The sequence below is a fragment of the Pseudomonas sp. FW300-N2A2 genome (assembly GCF_017351735.1).
Lineage (GTDB): Bacteria > Pseudomonadota > Gammaproteobacteria > Pseudomonadales > Pseudomonadaceae > Aquipseudomonas > Aquipseudomonas migulae.
In genome coordinates, this window is the sequence record NZ_JACNDU010000010.1 from 128,142 (window position 1) to 146,125 (window position 17,984).

17 protein-coding genes and 1 pseudogene are annotated in these 17,984 nt (G+C 60.5%); 6 read left to right on the forward strand and 12 right to left on the reverse strand.

Annotated elements, in window-relative coordinates:
- Positions 1-261: a hypothetical protein gene (locus J4E42_RS15560; RefSeq protein ID WP_008032471.1), complete on the reverse strand. Its 261-nt coding sequence runs from the start codon at positions 259-261 to the stop codon at positions 1-3.
- 149 nt (positions 262-410) lie between these two features.
- A complete protein-coding gene (locus tag J4E42_RS15565) occupies positions 411-1,151 on the reverse strand; it encodes an SDR family oxidoreductase (RefSeq protein WP_207285580.1) in 741 nt (246 codons plus the stop codon).
- A 127-nt stretch (positions 1,152-1,278) separates the two neighbouring features.
- On the opposite strand from J4E42_RS15565, the gene J4E42_RS15570 reads away from it, so the two are divergent.
- Together J4E42_RS15570 and mgrA are read left to right on the forward strand one after the other, a co-directional pair.
- The gene (locus J4E42_RS15570; RefSeq protein WP_207285581.1) at positions 1,279-2,169 is read left to right on the forward strand and encodes a LysR family transcriptional regulator; all 891 of its coding nucleotides are present in this window, start codon (positions 1,279-1,281) and stop codon (positions 2,167-2,169) included.
- A gap of 134 nt (positions 2,170-2,303) precedes the next feature.
- Positions 2,304-3,341: an L-glyceraldehyde 3-phosphate reductase gene (mgrA, locus tag J4E42_RS15575; RefSeq protein ID WP_008032269.1), complete on the forward strand. Its 1,038-nt coding sequence runs from the start codon at positions 2,304-2,306 to the stop codon at positions 3,339-3,341.
- Positions 3,342-3,505: 164 nt separating this feature from the next.
- Here the strand turns inward: mgrA and tauD are convergent, their stop codons facing one another.
- From tauD to J4E42_RS15610, 7 genes are all read right to left on the reverse strand, one after another.
- On the reverse strand, positions 3,506-4,348 hold the full coding sequence (tauD, locus tag J4E42_RS15580; protein ID WP_207285582.1) for a taurine dioxygenase: 843 nt from the start codon (positions 4,346-4,348) through the stop codon (positions 3,506-3,508).
- 55 nt (positions 4,349-4,403) lie between these two features.
- Positions 4,404-5,237: a taurine ABC transporter permease TauC gene (gene tauC, locus J4E42_RS15585; RefSeq protein WP_008040160.1), complete on the reverse strand. Its 834-nt coding sequence runs from the start codon at positions 5,235-5,237 to the stop codon at positions 4,404-4,406.
- Positions 5,234-6,028: a taurine ABC transporter ATP-binding subunit gene (gene tauB / locus J4E42_RS15590; RefSeq protein ID WP_008040159.1), complete on the reverse strand. Its 795-nt coding sequence runs from the start codon at positions 6,026-6,028 to the stop codon at positions 5,234-5,236. The genes tauC and tauB overlap by 4 nt, the downstream gene beginning before the upstream one ends.
- Positions 6,029-6,044: 16 nt before the next feature.
- On the reverse strand, positions 6,045-7,022 hold the full coding sequence (gene tauA / locus J4E42_RS15595) for a taurine ABC transporter substrate-binding protein (protein ID WP_008032265.1): 978 nt from the start codon (positions 7,020-7,022) through the stop codon (positions 6,045-6,047).
- A gap of 245 nt (positions 7,023-7,267) precedes the next feature.
- Complete coding sequence (gshA, locus tag J4E42_RS15600) at positions 7,268-8,851, reverse strand: glutamate--cysteine ligase (protein ID WP_008040158.1); 1,584 nt, start codon at positions 8,849-8,851, stop codon at positions 7,268-7,270.
- Between the two features lie 281 nt (positions 8,852-9,132).
- Positions 9,133-9,516: a PaaI family thioesterase gene (locus J4E42_RS15605; RefSeq protein ID WP_008019061.1), complete on the reverse strand. Its 384-nt coding sequence runs from the start codon at positions 9,514-9,516 to the stop codon at positions 9,133-9,135.
- On the reverse strand, positions 9,516-11,840 hold the full coding sequence (locus tag J4E42_RS15610; RefSeq protein ID WP_207285583.1) for a Tex family protein: 2,325 nt from the start codon (positions 11,838-11,840) through the stop codon (positions 9,516-9,518). Before J4E42_RS15610 ends, J4E42_RS15605 begins: the two co-directional genes overlap by 1 nt.
- 360 nt (positions 11,841-12,200) lie before the next feature.
- On the opposite strand from J4E42_RS15610, the gene ompR reads away from it, so the two are divergent.
- Positions 12,201-12,941, forward strand: a complete 741-nt coding sequence (ompR, locus tag J4E42_RS15615; RefSeq protein ID WP_008032260.1) for a two-component system response regulator OmpR — start codon at positions 12,201-12,203, stop codon at positions 12,939-12,941.
- Between the two features lie 103 nt (positions 12,942-13,044).
- On the forward strand, positions 13,045-14,358 hold the full coding sequence (locus tag J4E42_RS15620) for an ATP-binding protein (RefSeq protein ID WP_192226739.1): 1,314 nt from the start codon (positions 13,045-13,047) through the stop codon (positions 14,356-14,358).
- A gap of 142 nt (positions 14,359-14,500) precedes the next feature.
- On the opposite strand, the gene rimK is transcribed toward J4E42_RS15620, so the two are convergent.
- Positions 14,501-15,406, reverse strand: coding sequence for a 30S ribosomal protein S6--L-glutamate ligase (rimK, locus tag J4E42_RS15625; protein WP_007949201.1), 906 nt, complete (start codon positions 15,404-15,406; stop codon positions 14,501-14,503).
- Positions 15,403-15,849, reverse strand: coding sequence for an ATP-dependent zinc protease (locus J4E42_RS15630; RefSeq protein WP_177318178.1), 447 nt, complete (start codon positions 15,847-15,849; stop codon positions 15,403-15,405). The genes rimK and J4E42_RS15630 overlap by 4 nt, the downstream gene beginning before the upstream one ends.
- A gap of 247 nt (positions 15,850-16,096) precedes the next feature.
- Between J4E42_RS15630 and J4E42_RS15635 the strand changes: the two genes are divergently transcribed.
- Entirely contained in the window at positions 16,097-16,504 is a 408-nt protein-coding gene (locus tag J4E42_RS15635; RefSeq protein WP_008025063.1) for an RNA-binding S4 domain-containing protein, read from the forward strand.
- A 126-nt stretch (positions 16,505-16,630) separates the two neighbouring features.
- Here J4E42_RS15635 and J4E42_RS29485 read toward each other — a convergent pair.
- Positions 16,631-16,859: pseudogene (locus J4E42_RS29485) on the reverse strand (phosphoesterase); the annotation flags it as partial.
- A gap of 103 nt (positions 16,860-16,962) precedes the next feature.
- On the opposite strand from J4E42_RS29485, the gene hslO reads away from it, so the two are divergent.
- Positions 16,963-17,865: an Hsp33 family molecular chaperone HslO gene (gene hslO, locus J4E42_RS15640; protein ID WP_207285584.1), complete on the forward strand. Its 903-nt coding sequence runs from the start codon at positions 16,963-16,965 to the stop codon at positions 17,863-17,865.
- Positions 17,866-17,984: the final 119 nt, after the last annotated feature.

Genomic DNA, 17,984 nt, shown 5'->3' on the forward strand with positions numbered 1-17,984 from the left:
TCAGGCCTCGCTGCTCATCACCATGAACAACACCAGCGCCGCCACCGGAATGCTGAACACGATGCTGCCGACCACCAGCTCCGTGGTCACGGACTGGCCGGCGGTGACCACGCCGATGGCGCCGTTGATCATCGTCAGGGCCAGCCACAACACGATGAAGCTGTAGGTCAGTGTCTGGCGGCTGAAGCCGATGTTCTCGCCGATGAACAGCATCAGCGCCAGGAGGACCAGGCCGAAGGTGATGATGATCGTGGTGTGCATGATGCGTTCCTCCCTTCAGGTGTAGTGCGTCTTTAAGACCGCCTTCGCGGGCAAGCCTCGCTCCTACAGTTTTGTGTCGCTCCTGTAGGAGCGAGCGGTGCGACGATTCGACTTGCCCGCGAAGGCGTCAATCCTGCCTACATAGCAGCTTAAACCAACCCGCCATTCACCCGCAGAATCTGTCCATTGACCCACGCCGAATCCGGGCCGACCAGGAAAGACACGACACGCGAGATGTCTTCCGGCTGCCCCAGGCGCTCCAGCGGCGGCATCTTGGCGAAGGTCTGGATTTGCTCTTCACTCTTGCCGTGCAAAAACAAATCGGTCGCCACCGGGCCAGGGGCGACGGCGTTGACGGTGATGTTGCGACCGCGCATTTCCTTGGCGAACACCTGAGTCAGGGACTCCACCGCGGCTTTGCTGGCGATGTACACGGCGTAACCCGGCAGGTTCATGCCGACGGTGCTGCTGGAGAAATTGACGATCCGGCCACCGCTGTTCAAACGGGTCGCCGCTTCACGCAACGTATTGAAAGTACCGCGAGCGTGAATGTTGAAGTTCTGGTCGAACAGTTCGTCCGTGTGCTGCGCCAGCGGCATCACTTTGAGAATGCCGGCGTTGTTGATCAGCACATCGACTTTGCCCAATTGCGTTTCGGTTTCATCGAACATCCGGCGTACATCGTCGGCATTGGCCACGTCAGCCTTGATCGCTATGGCTTGATGGCCGGCCTGACGCAGTTCAACGACCAGCTTTGAGGCTTCTGTGGCGCTGCTGGCGTAGTTGATGGCGACGGCGAAACCTTCGCTGGCCAGTTGTTTGGCGATCACGGCGCCGATGCCGCGGGAGGCGCCGGTCACGATGGCAACTTTCGAAGTTTGAGTAGTCATGGCGGTGAATCCTTTGTAGGTGTCCGTTTGGGGTGAAGCCAGACTCACATGTTTACTCAGGCTGATAAATGCACGAGAGTTGCCTTGACTGTTCAATAATCGCCAACAATCAAAGGTCGGGAACGCCATGGATCAAGTCAAAGCGATGAAGGTGTTCGTGCGGATCTACGAGCGCAGCAGCTTCACCTTGGCCGCCGAAGACCTGAACCTGCCACGGGCAACCCTGACCCACACGCTGAACCAGTTCGAAGCGTGGCTCGGTACGCGTTTACTGGAGCGCAGTACGCGTAAGGTGCGTCCTACGCTGGATGGCGAGGCGTACTACTTGCGCTGTGTGCAATTGCTGGCGGAACTGGAAGAAGCTGAACTGGCTTTTCGCGGCGTCGCGCCGAAGGGGCGATTGCGGGTGGATTTGCACGGCACGCTGGCCAAGAGTTTTGTCATCCCCGCCTTGCCGCAATTCATGGAGCGCTATCCGGACATCGAACTGTCCATCAGCGAGGCCGACCGCTTTGTCGACCTGATCGCCGAAGGCGTCGACTGTGTGCTGCGCGCCGGCACCCTCGGCGACTCGGCATTGATCGGTAAACGCGTTGCCAACCTGCGCCAGATCACCTGCGCCAGCCCCGCCTACCTGCGCAAATATGGCGAGCCAAAATCCCTCGAGGACCTGAAACATCACCGCGCTGTGAACTACGTCTCGCGCACCACGGCGAAGTTGTTCCCGTTCGAATTCATGGTCGATGGCGAGTTGCAGGAAGTCGCCATCGAGGGCGCGATCTCGGTGTTCGGCGCAGAAATCTACGCCGCCTCGGCCATTGCCGGACTGGGCTTGATCCAGTGCCCGCATTACCGAATGGAAACGCAGATCGCCCAGGGCCTGGTGCAGGAAGTCCTGATCGACACGCCGCCGCCACCGATGCCGGTTTCAGTGTTGTATCCGCACAACCGACACATGTCGCCACGGGTTCGGGTGTTTGTGGATTGGTTGGGGGAGGTGTTTGCCGGGGCGCGTTAGCCCCTCGAATCGAAAATATGTGAAACGTTTCAGCATTTCCTCAAGTCCGAGGTTTATCGACGTTTGTCTGGGCGTATGCTGGGCAACTTGCGAAGCAGTCGATACCAACTTCAAGACAGACAAGAGAGGATTCGATGACCTACACCGCTGCCGAAAACCGCTACGACTCCATCCCTTACCGCCGCGTCGGTCGCAGCGGTCTGGTGTTGCCGGCGTTGTCCCTGGGCCTGTGGCACAACTTCGGCGACAGCACGCCGATCGACACCCAGCGCTCGTTGCTGCGCACGGCGTTCGATCTGGGGATCAACCATTTCGACCTCGCCAATAACTATGGCCCGCCGTACGGCAGCGCCGAGACCAACTTCGGTCGTTTGCTGCGTGAAGACTTCAAGCAGTATCGCGACGAGCTGATCATCTCGAGCAAGGCCGGTTGGGATATGTGGCCCGGTCCTTACGGGCAGGGCGGTGGTTCGCGCAAATACGTGCTGGCCAGCCTTGATCAGAGCCTGCAGCGTCTGGGCCTGGAATACGTGGATATTTTCTACTCCCACCGTTTCGACCCGGACACGCCGCTGGAAGAAACCGCCAGCGCACTGGCTATGGCGGTGCAGCAGGGCAAGGCGTTGTACATCGGCATCTCTTCGTATTCCGGGGTGAAAACCCGTGAGATGGCAGCGCTGTTGCAAGAGTGGAAAGTGCCGTTGCTGATTCACCAGCCGGCCTACAACCTGCTCAATCGCTGGGTGGAAAAGGATCTGCTGGATGTCACCGACGAGCTGGGCACCGGCGTGATTGCGTTCACGCCGTTGGCGCAGGGCCTGTTGACCGACAAATACCTCAACGGCATTCCGAAGGATGCGCGGGTCAATCGTCCGGGCGGCGGTTCGTTGCAGTCCTCGCACCTGTCGGAGGCCAACATCGCCCATGTGCGTGGGCTCAATGAGATTGCCAAGCGTCGCGGCCAGAGCCTGGCGCAACTGGCGTTGGCGTGGACGCTGCGCGACCCTCGGGTGACTTCGGCGCTGATCGGTGCGAGCCGGCCGGAGCAGATTATCGAGAACGTCGGGGCGTTGAAAAATCTGAGCTTCAGTGCGGAAGAGCTGGCGGAGATTGACCGGTTTGCCCAAGAGGGCGGGATCAATCTTTGGGAGAAGCCTTCGACGGCTGAATGAGTGTTCGGCGCCGGGTTATCTGGCGTCTGTCAGTCCGATATCGCGAGCAGGCTCGCTCCCACAGGGGTTGGGGGTTGACCACAATATTTGTGGTCGACCGATCACTTTGTGGGAGCGAGCCTGCTCGCGATAGGGCCGGGGCAGGCAACAAAGAAGTCAGGAACTCACCGAAAAAACGGCACATCCCCCAACACCGTAGCCCGCTGCATCACTCGCCGTGCCGGCCGGTAGTCATCCACCGCGTAATGCTGCGTCACGCGGTTGTCCCAGAACGCGATGTCGTCCTGCTGCCAGCGCCAGCGAATGGTGAATTCCGGCCGCGTGGAATGGGCGAACAGAAACTTCAGAATCGCCTCGCTCTCCGTCTCCGACAGTTCATTGATCTTCGACGTAAACCCTTCACTGACGAACAACGAACGGCGCCCGCTCACCGGGTGCGTACGAATGACCGGGTGCGACAGCGGTGGATTCTTGCGGCGAGCCTCTTCCCACTGAGTCAATGCTTCAGGCGTGTTGCCATAGCGTTCCAACGGAAACGAACGGGTGAAATCGTGCGTCGCCGTCAGCCCTTCCAGCAGACTTTTCATCGGTGCGGACAGCGCCTCATAGGCTGCAATGCCGCTGGCCCACAACGTGTCGCCGCCAAACTCCGGCAACAGTTTTGCGCTGAGCACCGCGCCCATCGCCGGAGTCGGCAGGAAGGTCACGTCGGTGTGCCAGATCGCGTTGTCGCGCACGTCGGTAACGGCGGTGTCGAGGATCAGTACTTCCGGCTGTTCCGGCACATTCGGGTAGATCGGGTGAATGTGCAGGTCGCCGAAGTTGGCGGCGAAACGCGCCTGTTGCTGCGGCGTGATCGGCTGGTCGCGAAAGAACAAAACCTGATGCTTGAGCAGTGCCTGTTCGATGGCATCGCGCTGTTCCAGGTTCAATGGCTGACTGATGTCGATGCCGCTGATTTGCGCGCCGAGGGCGGAGCTGAGGGGGACGATTGTCAGGTTGCTCATTGTGGTTCTCTTCAATCCGGGGTGCCGATCTGTCGGCATGGTCAATGACAAGTCTTTAGTGAGCCTGGCCGTGCCACGGCACCAGTTTGCGTTGCAGCGCACGCAAGCCCATCTCCATGGCGAAGGCGATCAGCGCAATCACCAGAATCCCCAGCACCACCACATCGGTGACCAGGAACTGTGCGGCCGACTGCACCATGAAGCCCAGGCCGCTGGTGGCGGCGATCAGTTCGGCGGCGACCAGCGTTGACCAGCCCACGCCCAGACCGATGCGCACGCCCGTCAAGATGTCCGGCAACGCACTCGGCAAAATCACATGGCGAATCAACTGCGCCCGGGTCGCGCCCAATGACTGCGCGGCGCGCAATTTGGCCGGGTCGACGGTGCGCACGCCAGTCGCGGTGGCGATGGCGATCGGGGCGAAAATCGCCAGGTAAATCAGCAGGACTTTCGACAGTTCACCAATGCCGCACCAGATGACAATCAACGGCAGATAGGCGAGCGGTGGAATCGGGCGGTAGAACTCGATCAGCGGATCGAGAATGCCGCGCGCAATGCGGTTGTGACCGATGGCGATGCCGACCGGCACGGCGGTCAGCACGGCAAAACCAAGGCCCAGACCGATGCGGCTGAGGCTCGCGCCCAAGTGCTGCCACAACGTCGAATCCATGTAGCCGGTGGTCACCAGCAGCCAGCCTTTTTGCAGCACGGCGGACGGTGGCGGCAGGAACAGCGGTTCGATCATTCCTGTGGCGGTAACGGCCCACCACAGGGCAACCAGCGCGACCAGGGTCAGCACGCTGATCCAGCGAGTACTGAGGCTGCGCCGAACAGGAATCACCGTCGAACCCGGTTTCACCGTCACGACCGGAATTTCATAGCTGCTCATGCGCGCTCCTGCCGCGTGGCGGCGCTGCGTTGGGAGAACACTTTGGCGAGTACGTGTTCGCGGGTTTCGATAAAGCGCGGGTCGGATTTGATCGCCCGTGCGGACTCGCCGGCGGCGTAACGCTGACCGAAATCCAGGCTCAGGCGCTCGACGATTTGCCCGGGGTTTGGCGCCAGCAGAATCAGGTCCGTGGCGAGAAACACCGCTTCTTCAATATCGTGGGTAATCAGGAATACGGGTTTGGCGGTGCGCTGCCAGACTTGCAGCAGCAGCTCCTGCATCTGTTCGCGGGTGAAGGCGTCGAGGGCGCCGAAAGGTTCGTCCATCAGCAGTACGCGAGGGTCGGCGGCGAGAGCACGGGCCAGGCCGACACGCTGTTTCTGGCCACCGGACAGTTGCCAGATTCGCCGATTTTCGAAACCGGAAAGGTCCACCAGTGCAAGCATTTCCCGAGCGCGGATTTCTCGTTTGTCCCGGGAGACACCGGCCAGTTCCAGACCGAAACCGACGTTGGCCAGCACGTCTTGCCAAGGCAGCAGCGCGTCGTCCTGAAACACCACGCCGCGTTCGGCGCTCGGGCCTTTGACCGGCACGCCATCGAGGGTGATGCGCCCGGCGCTGGGCTCGACGAAACCGGCAATCAGGTTCAACAGCGAAGTCTTGCCACTGCCGGACGGGCCGAGGGCCACCAGCAATTGCTGGGGCCCAAGGCTCAAGGAAATATCCGCCAATACCGGTTCCGGGCTGCCGGGGTACTGTGCGCTGATGCGCTCCAGCTGTAGCAAGGCCATCGCAATTAACTCCCGATCAGTTGGTGATGAACTTGGCGCTGACGTACGGCGCGTAGTCCGGCAGCACGGCCTCGACCTTGCCTTGTTCTTTCAGGAACACGGCGGTGTCGGTGATGGCTTTGGTGGTCGGCGCGCCGAGGGTGATCACCTGATCAGCCGCCAGCGGATAGACGTTGCCTTGCAGCAGCAGCGGAATGTCGCTGGCCTTGGCACCGGACAGCTTCACCAGCTTGTCGACGTTGGATTGATTGGCGAGCCAGGCTTTAGGGTCTTTGCGGTAATCGGCGTAGGCGTCGAGGGTGACTTTGGCGAACGCGGTGACGATTTCCGGGTGCTTCTCGGCGAAGTCTTTACGCACGATCCAGGCATCGAACGTTGGTGCGCCGAACTTGGCCAGTTCACCGGAGGTGATCAGCACTTTGCCGTTTTCCTTGGCCACACCGAGCGCTGGGTCCCACACGTAGGTGGCGTCGATGTCACCGCGTTTCCATGCGGCGATGATGGCTGGCGGGGCGAGGTTGAGCACGGTGACTTTCGAAGGGTCGATGTTCCAGTGTTTCAACGCGGCGAGCAGGCTGTAGTGGCCGGTGGAAACGAACGGCACGGCGATTTTCTTGCCGATCAGGTCTTGCGGCGTCTTGATCCCGGAGCCGTCGCGGGCAACCAGGGCTTCAGCGGCGCCGATCTGGGTGGCGATGAGGAAGGTTTCAACCGGGACTTTGCGGGTGATTGCAGCCGTCAGAGGGCTGGAACCGAGGTAGCCGATTTGCACGTCGCCGGAAGCGATGGCGGCGATGATGTCGGCACCGTTGTCGAATTTGCGCCAGTCGATCTTGGCGTTGGTGGCTTTTTCGTAGGCGCCGTCGGCCTGGGCGACTTTCGCCGGGTCCACGGTGGTCTGGTAGGCGACCGTCACGTCAGCCGCCTGGGCAAAGAAACTCGCCGCAGCCAAAGACGCGGCCGCCAGGAGGCGAAGAGGGAAATGCAGTTTCATTGGGAAGCTCCTTTTCAGGCGGACCGAGAGTCGGCGTGAAAAAGAGACTAAATGATATAAGAATCCGAAAATAAATAACTTTTTCGAATGAGCTTATGAGCGGAAAATTCTAAGCAAGACCGCGGCGCAGCCTTCGCGGGCAAGCCTCGCTCCTACAGGTTGGGGGTCGAGTCACAACTGGGTGACCGACACAAAACTGTAGGAGCGAGGCTTGCCCGCGAAAAGATTCGAAGGACCTTCAGAGGTTAGTTGCTGATCGCCAAAATGCTCGCCTGATACGAGCCGACAAACACATCGAAATCGCCGACTTCGTTCTGCTCCAGCTCCACTTGCTCCGCCAGCGAGGAGCGTGCGCGCTCTTCAAACGTTGCCTGGTCTTCGCTGCTCAACGGCTCGCTGCGGAAATATTCCGCATGGGCCTGGCTCTGGCGCAGGGAGAACTGGCTGAAGCTTTCCTTGTGTTCGGCCATTGCCGCCAGCACCTGGGCCGATGGCGTCAGGGACGAATCCTTGACCTTGGCCAGTTGCGCGTCCAATGCCTTGCTGTGCGCATCGCCGCCATGGCTCTGATCCAGCAACGCCGCCAGTGGCGCAATCTTCTCCAGCAACTCGCCCGCCCATTCCTTCAGGTCAACCGGTTGACCGTCGCGTTGCAGTTGCAGGCCCGGACGGCGACCTTCCTTGACCACGCTGAGGAAGTTCGATGTCGCGTTGCCGCACGAATTACTGGTCAACAGCGGGCTGTCGTTCAGCGCGCAATACAGCAGGAACGCATCCAGGAACCGCGACTCGGTGAGGTCGATACCCATCGGCAGGAACGGGTTGATGTCCAGGCAGCGCACTTCGACGTACTGAATGCCACGGGCCACCAGCGCCTGGATCGGCCGTTCGCCGGTGTAGGTCACGCGTTTCGGGCGGATGTTGGAGTAGTACTCGTTTTCGATCTGCAGGATGTTGGTGTTGAGCTGAACCCACTCACCGTCCTGGTGCGTGCCGATTTCGACATACGGCGCATACGGTGTGGCCACCGCTTTGCGCAGGCTGTCGGTGTAGCTCGACAGATCGTTGTAGCACGGCGTCAGGCCGGCCTGGGCGTTGCTCTGGTAACCCAGATCGCTCATGCGCAGGCTGGTGGCGTACGGCAGGTACAAGGTGTCCGGGTCCAGCTGTTCCAACTGATGCGTGCGACCGCGCAGGAAACCGGCGTCCAGCGCTGGCGAAGCACCGAACAGGTACATCAGCAGCCAGCTGTAGCGGCGGAAGTTACGGATCAGCGCGATGTAGGCCGACGACTGATAGTCTCGGTCAGTACCGACAAAACCTTCCGCCTGCTTGAGCAGCGGCCAGAGCTTCTCCGGCAGGGAGAAGTTGTAGTGAATCCCGGCGATGCACTGCATGGTCTTGCCGTAGCGCAGGGCCAGGCCCTTGCGGTAGACATACTTGAGCTTGCCGATGTTGGAGGTGCCGTAATAGGCGATCGGAATATCTTCCTCGGCCGGCAACGGGCACGGCATCGATGGACTCCACAGGTACTCGTTGCCGAGCTTGCTGTAGGCAAAACGGTGAATCCTGTCCAGGCTCGCCAGGGTCTCGGCCGGGTCGGGCAGGGCGGGCGTGATGAACTCCAGCAGCGACTCGGAATAGTCGGTGGTGATTTGTTCGTTGGTCAGCGCGGAACCCAATTCTTCCGGGTGCGGCGTTTGCGCCAGGCGACCTTCGCCGGTCACGCGCAGGCATTCACGTTCGATGCCGTGAAGGCACTGTTCGAGCAGAGAGAGGTTAGCGCGCTCGCCGAGCAGAGCCAGGCGGCGGTTGAGAAGTTCGCTCAAGTTGGATTCCTTCACGCGTCAGTCGCCCCAATATGGGGGTGGGCAGGACGGTCTACAAGGGTGAAGTTGAAACTGGCGTTTTCGCCTGGTTTTTGCAACCGCGCAAGCCATGCCGGTCAGTAAAGAACTGCACAATCCCTGTGGGAGCGAGACCGGCTTGCCGGCGATGGCGGATTGTCAGGCGACTCATATGTTGACTGACACATCGCCATCGCCGGCAAGCCGGTCTCGCTCCCACAGGTTTCGTTGCGCTGAAATTAACTCAAAATGATGGCATTCATCTACAGGACAGCGAACGTGCCTTGTGCTTTTGCGACGAGTTTGTCGCCCTGCATCACGTCGGCTTCGACCACCAGCGTGCGGCGGCCCGGGTGGATCACCCGCGCCGTGCACATCACCTCACCGTCGGAAACGGCGCGGATGTAGTTGATCTTGCACTCGATGGTCGCGCTCTGCTGGTCAAAGCCGTGGGTGCTGGAACAGGCCAGCCCCATGGCAATGTCCACCAGGCTGAACAATGCCCCGCCGTGCAGCTTGCCGCCGCGATTGCGCAGTTCGGGTTCCAGCGCCAGGGCGACTTGCGCCACCCCGGTTTCCAGGCTGTGCAAGCGACAGCCCAGCAGCTTGAAAAACGCGCTTTCGGTCAGCCCGGCCGGGATTTCCATCAGCGTTTCTTCAACTGCTTGGCGTTAGCGAACAACGAAGCCATGGCGTTGTTGGACGGGGCCGCTGCCGTGGTTTCCTTGCGCGGTGCAGTGTTCTGGGACTGGCGCGGTGCCGACCCCGGACGCGCACCACGGGCACCGTCGATTTTCTCGCCCGGCGTGTCGCTCATGCGCATCGACAGACCGACGCGTTTGCGCGGGATATCGACTTCCATGACCTTCACTTTCACCACGTCGCCGGCCTTCACCGCTTCGCGCGGATCCTTGATGAACTTCTCCGAAAGCGCAGAGATGTGCACCAAACCGTCCTGATGCACGCCGATATCGACGAATGCACCGAAGTTGGTCACGTTGGTCACGACGCCTTCGAGGATCATGCCCAGTTGCAGGTCCTTGAGGTCTTCGACGCCTTCCTGGAACTCGGCGGTCTTGAACTCAGGACGCGGGTCGCGGCCAGGTTTTTCCAGCTCTTGCAGGATGTCGGTGACCGTCGGCAGACCGAAGGTTTCGTCGGTGTACTTCTTCGGATCAAGACGCTTGAGGAAGCTCGCGTCGCCGATCAGCGAGCGAATATCCCGATCGGTTTCAGCAGCGATGCGTTGCACCAGCGGATAGGCTTCCGGGTGAACCGCAGACGAATCCAGCGGGTTGTCGCCGTTCATCACGCGTAGGAACCCGGCGGCCTGTTCGAAGGTTTTTTCGCCCAGACGCGCCACTTTCTTCAACGCTGCGCGGGTTTTGAACGCGCCGTGCTCGTCACGGTGGCTGACGATGTTCTGCGCCAGGGTCGCGTTGAGGCCGGAGATACGGGCCAGCAGCGCCACGGAAGCGGTGTTCACGTCCACGCCGACGGCGTTCACGCAGTCCTCGACCACCGCGTCCAGGCCGCGCGCCAGTTTCAGCTGCGACACGTCGTGCTGGTACTGGCCGACACCGATGGATTTCGGATCGATTTTAACCAGCTCGGCCAGCGGATCCTGCAAGCGACGGGCGATGGACACCGCGCCACGGATCGACACGTCGAGGTCCGGGAATTCCTTGGAGGCCAGTTCCGACGCCGAGTAAACCGATGCACCGGCTTCGGAGACCATGACTTTGGTCATCTTCATGGCTGGGTATTTTTTGATCAGTTCAGCAGCCAGCTTGTCGGTTTCGCGGCTGGCGGTGCCGTTGCCGATGGCGATCAGGTCCACCGAGTGCTTGGCGCACAGGGCGGCGAGAATCGCCAGGGTCTGGTCCCACTTGTTGTGCGGCACGTGCGGGTAAACCGTGGCGTGATCCAGCAGCTTGCCGGTGGCGTCGACCACGGCGACCTTGCAACCGGTGCGCAGGCCGGGGTCGAGGCCCAGGGTGGCACGCGGGCCGGCCGGAGCCGATAGCAGCAGGTCGTGCAGGTTGTGCGCGAACACGTTGATCGCTTCGGTTTCCGCGCCATCGCGCAGTTCACCCAGCAGGTCGGTTTCGAGGTGGGTGTAGAGCTTGACCTTCCAGGTCCAGCGCACCACTTCGCCCAGCCATTTGTCGGCGGCGCGGTTCTGGTTCTGGATACCGAACTGCTGGCCGATCATGCCTTCGCACGGGTGCATGGTGCCCGGCAGTTCGTCGCCGACTTTCAGCGCGGAGCTGAGAATGCCTTCGTTGCGGCCACGGAAAATCGCCAGCGCGCGGTGCGACGGCATGCTTTTCAGCGGTTCGTCGTGTTCGAAATAGTCGCGGAACTTGGCGCCTTCCTCTTCCTTGCCGGCGATCACGCGGGCACTGAGGGTGGCTTCCTGCTTCAAGTAGTTGCGCAGCTTGTCCAGCAGGCCAGCGTCTTCGGCGAAGCGCTCCATGAGGATGTACTTGGCGCCTTCGAGGGCCGCCTTCACATCGGCCACGCCTTTTTCGGCGTTGATGAAGCGTGCGGCTTCGGTGTCCGGGGCCAGCGAGGGATCGTTGAACAGGCCGTCGGCCAAATCGCCGAGGCCGGCTTCCAGGGCGATCTGGCCCTTGGTGCGGCGCTTCTGCTTGTACGGCAGGTACAAGTCTTCGAGGCGGGTCTTGGTGTCGGCGAGCTTGATGTCGCGTTCAAGTTGCGGGGTCAGCTTGCCTTGCTCTTCGATGCTGGCGAGGATGCTGATGCGCCGTTCGTCGAGTTCTCGCAGGTAGCGCAGACGCTCTTCCAGATGACGCAACTGGATGTCATCGAGGCTGCCGGTCACTTCTTTCCGGTAACGGGCGATGAAGGGAACGGTAGAGCCTTCATCGAGTAGCGCGACGGCCGCTTCGACCTGTTGTGGGCGTACGCCGAGTTCCTCGGCGATGCGGCTGTTGATGCTGTCCATAAAACCACCTGACAAATTGTGAAAGCAGGCTCGCGGGCGCGGGGATAAAGGCTCGGCGAGTCTGGTTGAGCGGCCTGGCCTGCGCCGCTACCTGGATCAACAGGCATCCCGTTGACCCGTGAAATCGAACAATTACTGCCGTGGCGATGAAAATAAAAAGCCGCCGCGACGGTAACGATCAGACGTTGCCTGACACAAAAGGCCGCGCATTATAACCAGCGTTCTGTCATTCGGGGGCATCACAGGCTGTAGGCACAATGCCCGGATTTCTGGCGGTGAAGGAAAAATCTGCTAACAATGCACACGGTGCGTATAACGGCAGCTACGCCATAATGCGCGCCGAGATCAAAGGAGCATCCAATGAGCAGCACTGCAAACATTGCTGAAGGCGAAAAAATTCTTATCGTTGACGACGATCCGGGGCTCAGCAGCCTGCTGGAACGCTTTTTCGTCAGCAAGGGCTACCGCGCCCGCGCCGTACCGAACACCGAACAAATGGACCGCCTGCTGGCGCGTGAAGTGTTCAACCTGGTCGTCCTCGATCTGATGCTGCCCGGCGAAGACGGTCTGACCGCCTGCCGCCGTCTGCGCGGCGCGAACAATCAGATTCCGATCATCATGCTCACCGCCAAGGGCGACGAGCTGAGCCGCATCAAGGGCCTGGAACTGGGCGCCGACGATTACCTGGCCAAGCCATTCAACCCGGATGAGCTGATGGCTCGCGTCAAAGCGGTCCTGCGTCGTCAATCGGCGCCGGTGCCGGGTGCGCCGGGCAGCGAAGACGAAAGCGTGACCTTCGGTGACTACGAACTGTCCCTGGCCACTCGCGAACTGAAACGCGGTGACGAAGTGCACATGCTCACCACCGGTGAGTTCGCGGTACTCAAGGCATTGGTCATGAACGCGCGTCAGCCACTGACTCGCGACAAACTGATGAATCTGGCCCGTGGCCGCGAGTGGGATGCCCTGGAGCGTTCCATCGACGTGCAGATCTCCCGTCTGCGCCGGATGATCGAGCCTGATCCGTCCAAGCCGCGTTACATCCAGACTGTCTGGGGCGTGGGCTACGTGTTCGTTCCGGATGGCGCCGCCACCAAGTGATCGGCGATTTGTAGGAGCGGGTCGAGCGGATGATGTTGTCCGCAGACTCGCGATCCGCAATATGCGAGCATCGCTCGCTCCTGCAAGTGTGTAGCGGTTATTCATGAAAACCCCGGTTTGGTTCCCCCAGAGTTTCTTCTCCCGCACCCTGTGGCTGGTGCTGATTGTCGTCCTGTTTTCCAAAGCGCTGACCCTGGTTTATCTGTTGATGAACGAAGACGTGCTGGTGGATCGTCAATACAGCCACGGCGTCGCCCTGACGCTGCGCGCCTATTGGGCGGCCGATGAAAACAATCGCGACAAGATTGCCGAAGCCGCGACCCTGATCCGGGTGGTGGGCACCGGCGTGCCGGAAGGCGAGCAACACTGGCCTTACAGCGAGATCTATCAGCGGCAGATGCAGGCCGAGCTCGGCGCCGACACCGAGGTGCGATTACGCATGCACTCGCCGCCAGCGCTGTGGGTCCGGGCGCCGAGCCTGGGCGATGGCTGGCTGAAAGTACCGCTGTATCCGCATCCTTTGCGTGGCCAGAAAATCTGGAACGTGCTCGGCTGGTTCCTTGCCATTGGTTTGCTGTCCACCGCCTCGGCGTGGATCTTCGTCAGTCAGCTCAATCAACCCTTGAAGCGCCTGGTCTATGCCGCCCGCCAACTTGGCCAGGGTCGCAGCGTGCGCCTGCCGATCAGCGACACGCCGAGCGAGATGACCGAGGTGTATCGCGCGTTCAACCAGATGGCCGAAGACGTCGAACAGGCTGGCCGCGAGCGCGAGCTGATGCTGGCCGGGGTGTCCCATGACCTGCGAACACCGCTGACTCGTTTGCGCTTGTCACTGGAACTGATGGGTGACCACAGCGATCTGACGGACGACATGGTCCGCGACATCGAGGACATGGACGCGATTCTCGACCAGTTCCTCGCGTTCATCCGCGATGGCCGTGATGAATCGGTGGAAGAGGTGGACTTGAGCGATCTGGTCCGCGAAGTCGCCGCGCCGTTTAACCAGAATGAAGAGAAAGTACGCCTGCGTCTGGAGCCGATTCAGCCGTTTCCGCTGCGTCGCGTGTCCATGAAACGGTTGCTGAACAACCTGATCGGCAATGCGCTGCATCATGCCGGCAGCGGTGTTGAGGTGGCGGCTTATGTGTCCGGGGATGTCAGCGCCCCGTATGTGGTGCTGAGCGTCATGGACCGTGGGGCGGGGATTGATCCGTCGGAGCTGGAGGCGATCTTCAACCCGTTTACCCGTGGGGATCGCGCTCGCGGTGGCAAAGGGACCGGGTTGGGGTTGGCCATCGTGAAGCGGATTGCTTCGATGCATGGTGGAAATGTTGAGCTGCGCAATCGTACTGGCGGTGGGCTGGAAGCGCGGGTTCGGTTGCCGTTGGGGTTGATGTTGCCTCGGGATGCGGTTTAACAACTGAGATCTTCAGTGGGGCTGATGGCCCTTTCGCGGGCAAGTCGAATCGTCGCACCGCTCGCTCCTACAGTGATCACAAATCCATGTAGGAGCGAGGCTTGCCCGCGAAGACGGCATCACTGCCGCCACATATTCAGGATCAGCCCTTACCCTTGGTCCGAGTCATATTCGGCCCACCATTCTTCTCAAGATGCTCAATGATGATCCCCGCCACATTCTTCCCGGTGGTGGTTTCAATCCCTTCCAGCCCCGGCGACGAATTCACTTCCATCACCAACGGCCCGTGATTCGAACGCAGAATATCCACACCCGCCACCGCCAGTCCCATCACCTTCGCAGCGCGTAATGCAGTCATGCGTTCTTCCGGCGTGATCTTGATCAGGCTGGCGCTGCCACCGCGATGCAGGTTGGAACGAAACTCCCCAGGCTTGGCCTGACGCTTCATCGCTGCAATCACCTTGTCGCCGACCACGAAGCAGCGGATGTCCGCACCGCCGGCTTCCTTGATATATTCCTGAACCATGATGTTCTGCTTGAGGCCCATGAACGCCTCGATCACCGATTCCGCCGCCGTTGCGGTTTCGCACAGCACCACGCCGATGCCCTGGGTGCCTTCCAGCACCTTGATCACCAGCGGCGCGCCGTTGACCATGTCGATCAGGTCGGGAATGTCATCCGGAGAGTGGGCAAACCCGGTGACCGGCAAACCGATCCCGCGGCGCGAGAGCAATTGCAGCGAACGCAGTTTGTCCCGCGAGCGGGCAATGGCCACCGATTCGTTAAGCGGGAACACCCCCATCATTTCAAACTGACGCAGTACCGCGCAGCCATAGAACGTTACCGATGCACCGATCCGGGGGATCACCGCATCGAAACCTTCCAGCGGCTTGCCGCGGTAGTGGATCTGCGGTTTGTGGCTGGCAATGTTCATGTAGGCGCGCAGGGTGTCGATCACCACCATTTCATGGCCACGCTCGGTACCGGCTTCGACCAGACGACGAGTGGAATACAGACGCGGGTTCCGCGACAGCACAGCGATCTTCATGCAACACCTGTGGAGGAGGTAGATACCGGGAACACCGGCTTGTCTTGTACATACTTAATGCCCGGATTGACTACCAGTTGGCCATCGATCAGGGCTTTGGAACCGAGAAGCAGGCGATAACGCATGGACTTGCGGCAGGCGAGTGTGAACTCGACGGGCCAGACCCGATCACCGAGGGCCAGGGTGGTGCTGACCACGTAACGCTTCTGCGCCTGGCCGTTGGAGCTCTTGATGGATTTCATCGTCACCAGCGGTGCTTCACAGCGTCGGTGTCGCAACTGCACTACCGTGCCCAGGTGCGCGGTGAAGCGCACCCACTGTTCGCCGTCGCGCTCGAACGGCTCGATGTCAGTGGCATGCAGGCTGGAGGTGCTGGCACCGGTGTCGATTTTTGCCCGCAGGCCCGCAACTCCCAAACCCGGGAGCGCCACCCACTCGCGCAGACCGACAACGGTCAAATGGTCAAATGTCTTCAAAGGTACTCAACCGGTGGATACCGCTGGGGCCGCACGCGGCCGGATTCGCGGTATTCACGCAGAATAATGGTTAAAAGGCGACAGATATCTACAGCCCGGAATTCCACCCCTGCAAGCGAGGTGTGGCGTGCGCATTGTAGTACGGGTCGGTGGAAATCCTGGCACGACAGAAACGGTAGTACAGTTCACCAATATTTCAGAATGAGGAAATTCCATGGCACAAAAAAGCGAAGAGGACGACAAGGTCCGTCTCGATAAGTGGTTGTGGGCCGCGCGTTTTTATAAAACACGTGCCTTGGCGAAAGCGGCGATTGAAAGTGGCAAGGTGCATTGCCGTGGTGAGCGCTGCAAGCCGGGCAAAGAGCCGCGGATCGGCGACGAGTTTCAGATTCGCGCAGGGTTCGAAGAGCGCACGGTGGTGGTCCAGGCGTTATCGATCGTGCGCCGTGGTGCGCCGGAAGCTCAGACCTTGTACGCCGAAACCGAAGCCAGCATCGCCAAGCGCGAAGCGGCTGCGGCGATGCGCAAGGCGGGCTCGCTGGGCGTGAGCACTGACGGCAAACCAAGCAAGAAGCAGCGGCGGGATCTGTTTAAATTTCGTGGGAGCAGCAACGACGAGTGAGGCTGTTGCTTCTGCGTTGTCTGGGCTGACGCTATCGCTGGCTTGCCGGCGATCGAGTGCGCAGCACTCGCCCTCCAACGAAAAAATCGGGCGCTACGCACCATATTTCTCCGACGACTAGCATCCCCCAACCACCGCATCGAACGGTCGCAGACTTGCAATTACCCGAATGCGCAGCCATATCGGGTGAATCGCCAGCGGCGAATCGAGTGGATGGAAAGCCACTCGTCGAAAATCGCACACAGCCTCTGACCTGTAGGCCATAACCAGAAGGCCAGCAGCGCCAGCGGCACAAAGTTGCACAGCGCTACCGGCAGACGTTCCACCTTGCTTGGAACAAAACCGGATTGTTCATAAAATGCCTCCCATGGCTGAACAGTGCGCACCAAAACGGTGCTGCAGAGGCGCGATTTTCTCGTTTGTAACCTTTTTATCATTTACTTCAGATACCCAGACCTATGACCGATCTACCGGATACCGACTACACCCAACGCTTCATCTTCGATGACAGCGACACCCGCGGCGAGCTGGTTTCGTTGGAGCGCAGCTACGCCGAGGTCCTTGCCAAACACTCGTATCCGGAGCCGGTCGCGCAACTGCTTGGCGAACTGATGGCCGCGGCATCGTTGCTGGTCGGCACCTTGAAGTTTGATGGTCTGCTGATTCTTCAGGCGCGGTCCGACGGCCCGATCCCGTTGCTGATGATCGAATGCTCCAGCGAACGTGACATCCGTGGTCTGGCCCGTTACGAGGCCGACCAGATCGCCCCTGACGCCACACTCGCCGACCTGATGCCCAACGGCGTATTGGCGCTGACCGTCGACCCGACCGTGGGCCAGCGTTATCAGGGCATCGTCGACCTGGATGGCGAAACCCTCTCGGAATGCTTCACTAACTACTTCGTGATGTCGCAACAGGTGGGCACACGTTTCTGGCTGTACGCCGATGGCCGTCGCGCCCGTGGCCTGTTGCTGCAGCAACTGCCCGCCGACCGCCTGAAAGACGAAGAAGAACGCGCCGCCAGCTGGCAGCACATCACCGCGCTGGGCAGTACCCTGACCGCCGATGAATTGCTCGGTCTGGACAACGAAACCGTGCTCCATCGTCTCTACCACGAAGAGCAGGTCCGGCTGTTCGATGTGCAGAAATTGCGCTTCCGTTGCAGCTGCTCGCGCGAACGTTCTGCCAATGCTCTGGTCAGTTTGGGTCTGGAAGATGCGCAGAGCCTGGTCGTCGAACACGGTGGCAACATCGAGGTCGACTGTCAGTTCTGCAATGAACGTTACCTGTTCGACGCCGCCGATATTGTTCAATTATTCGCCGGTGCGGGCGTCGACACGCCGTCAGATACCCGTCACTAAAACGGTTCAGCGCAGGTAAATTCACTGGAAAGTGCCGGAATAACGCCGTTACGACGGGAGGGCCCTACTTTTTTTGGGCGTTTCTGGCATAATCCGGCCCACTTTTTTCGCGGTAGTAG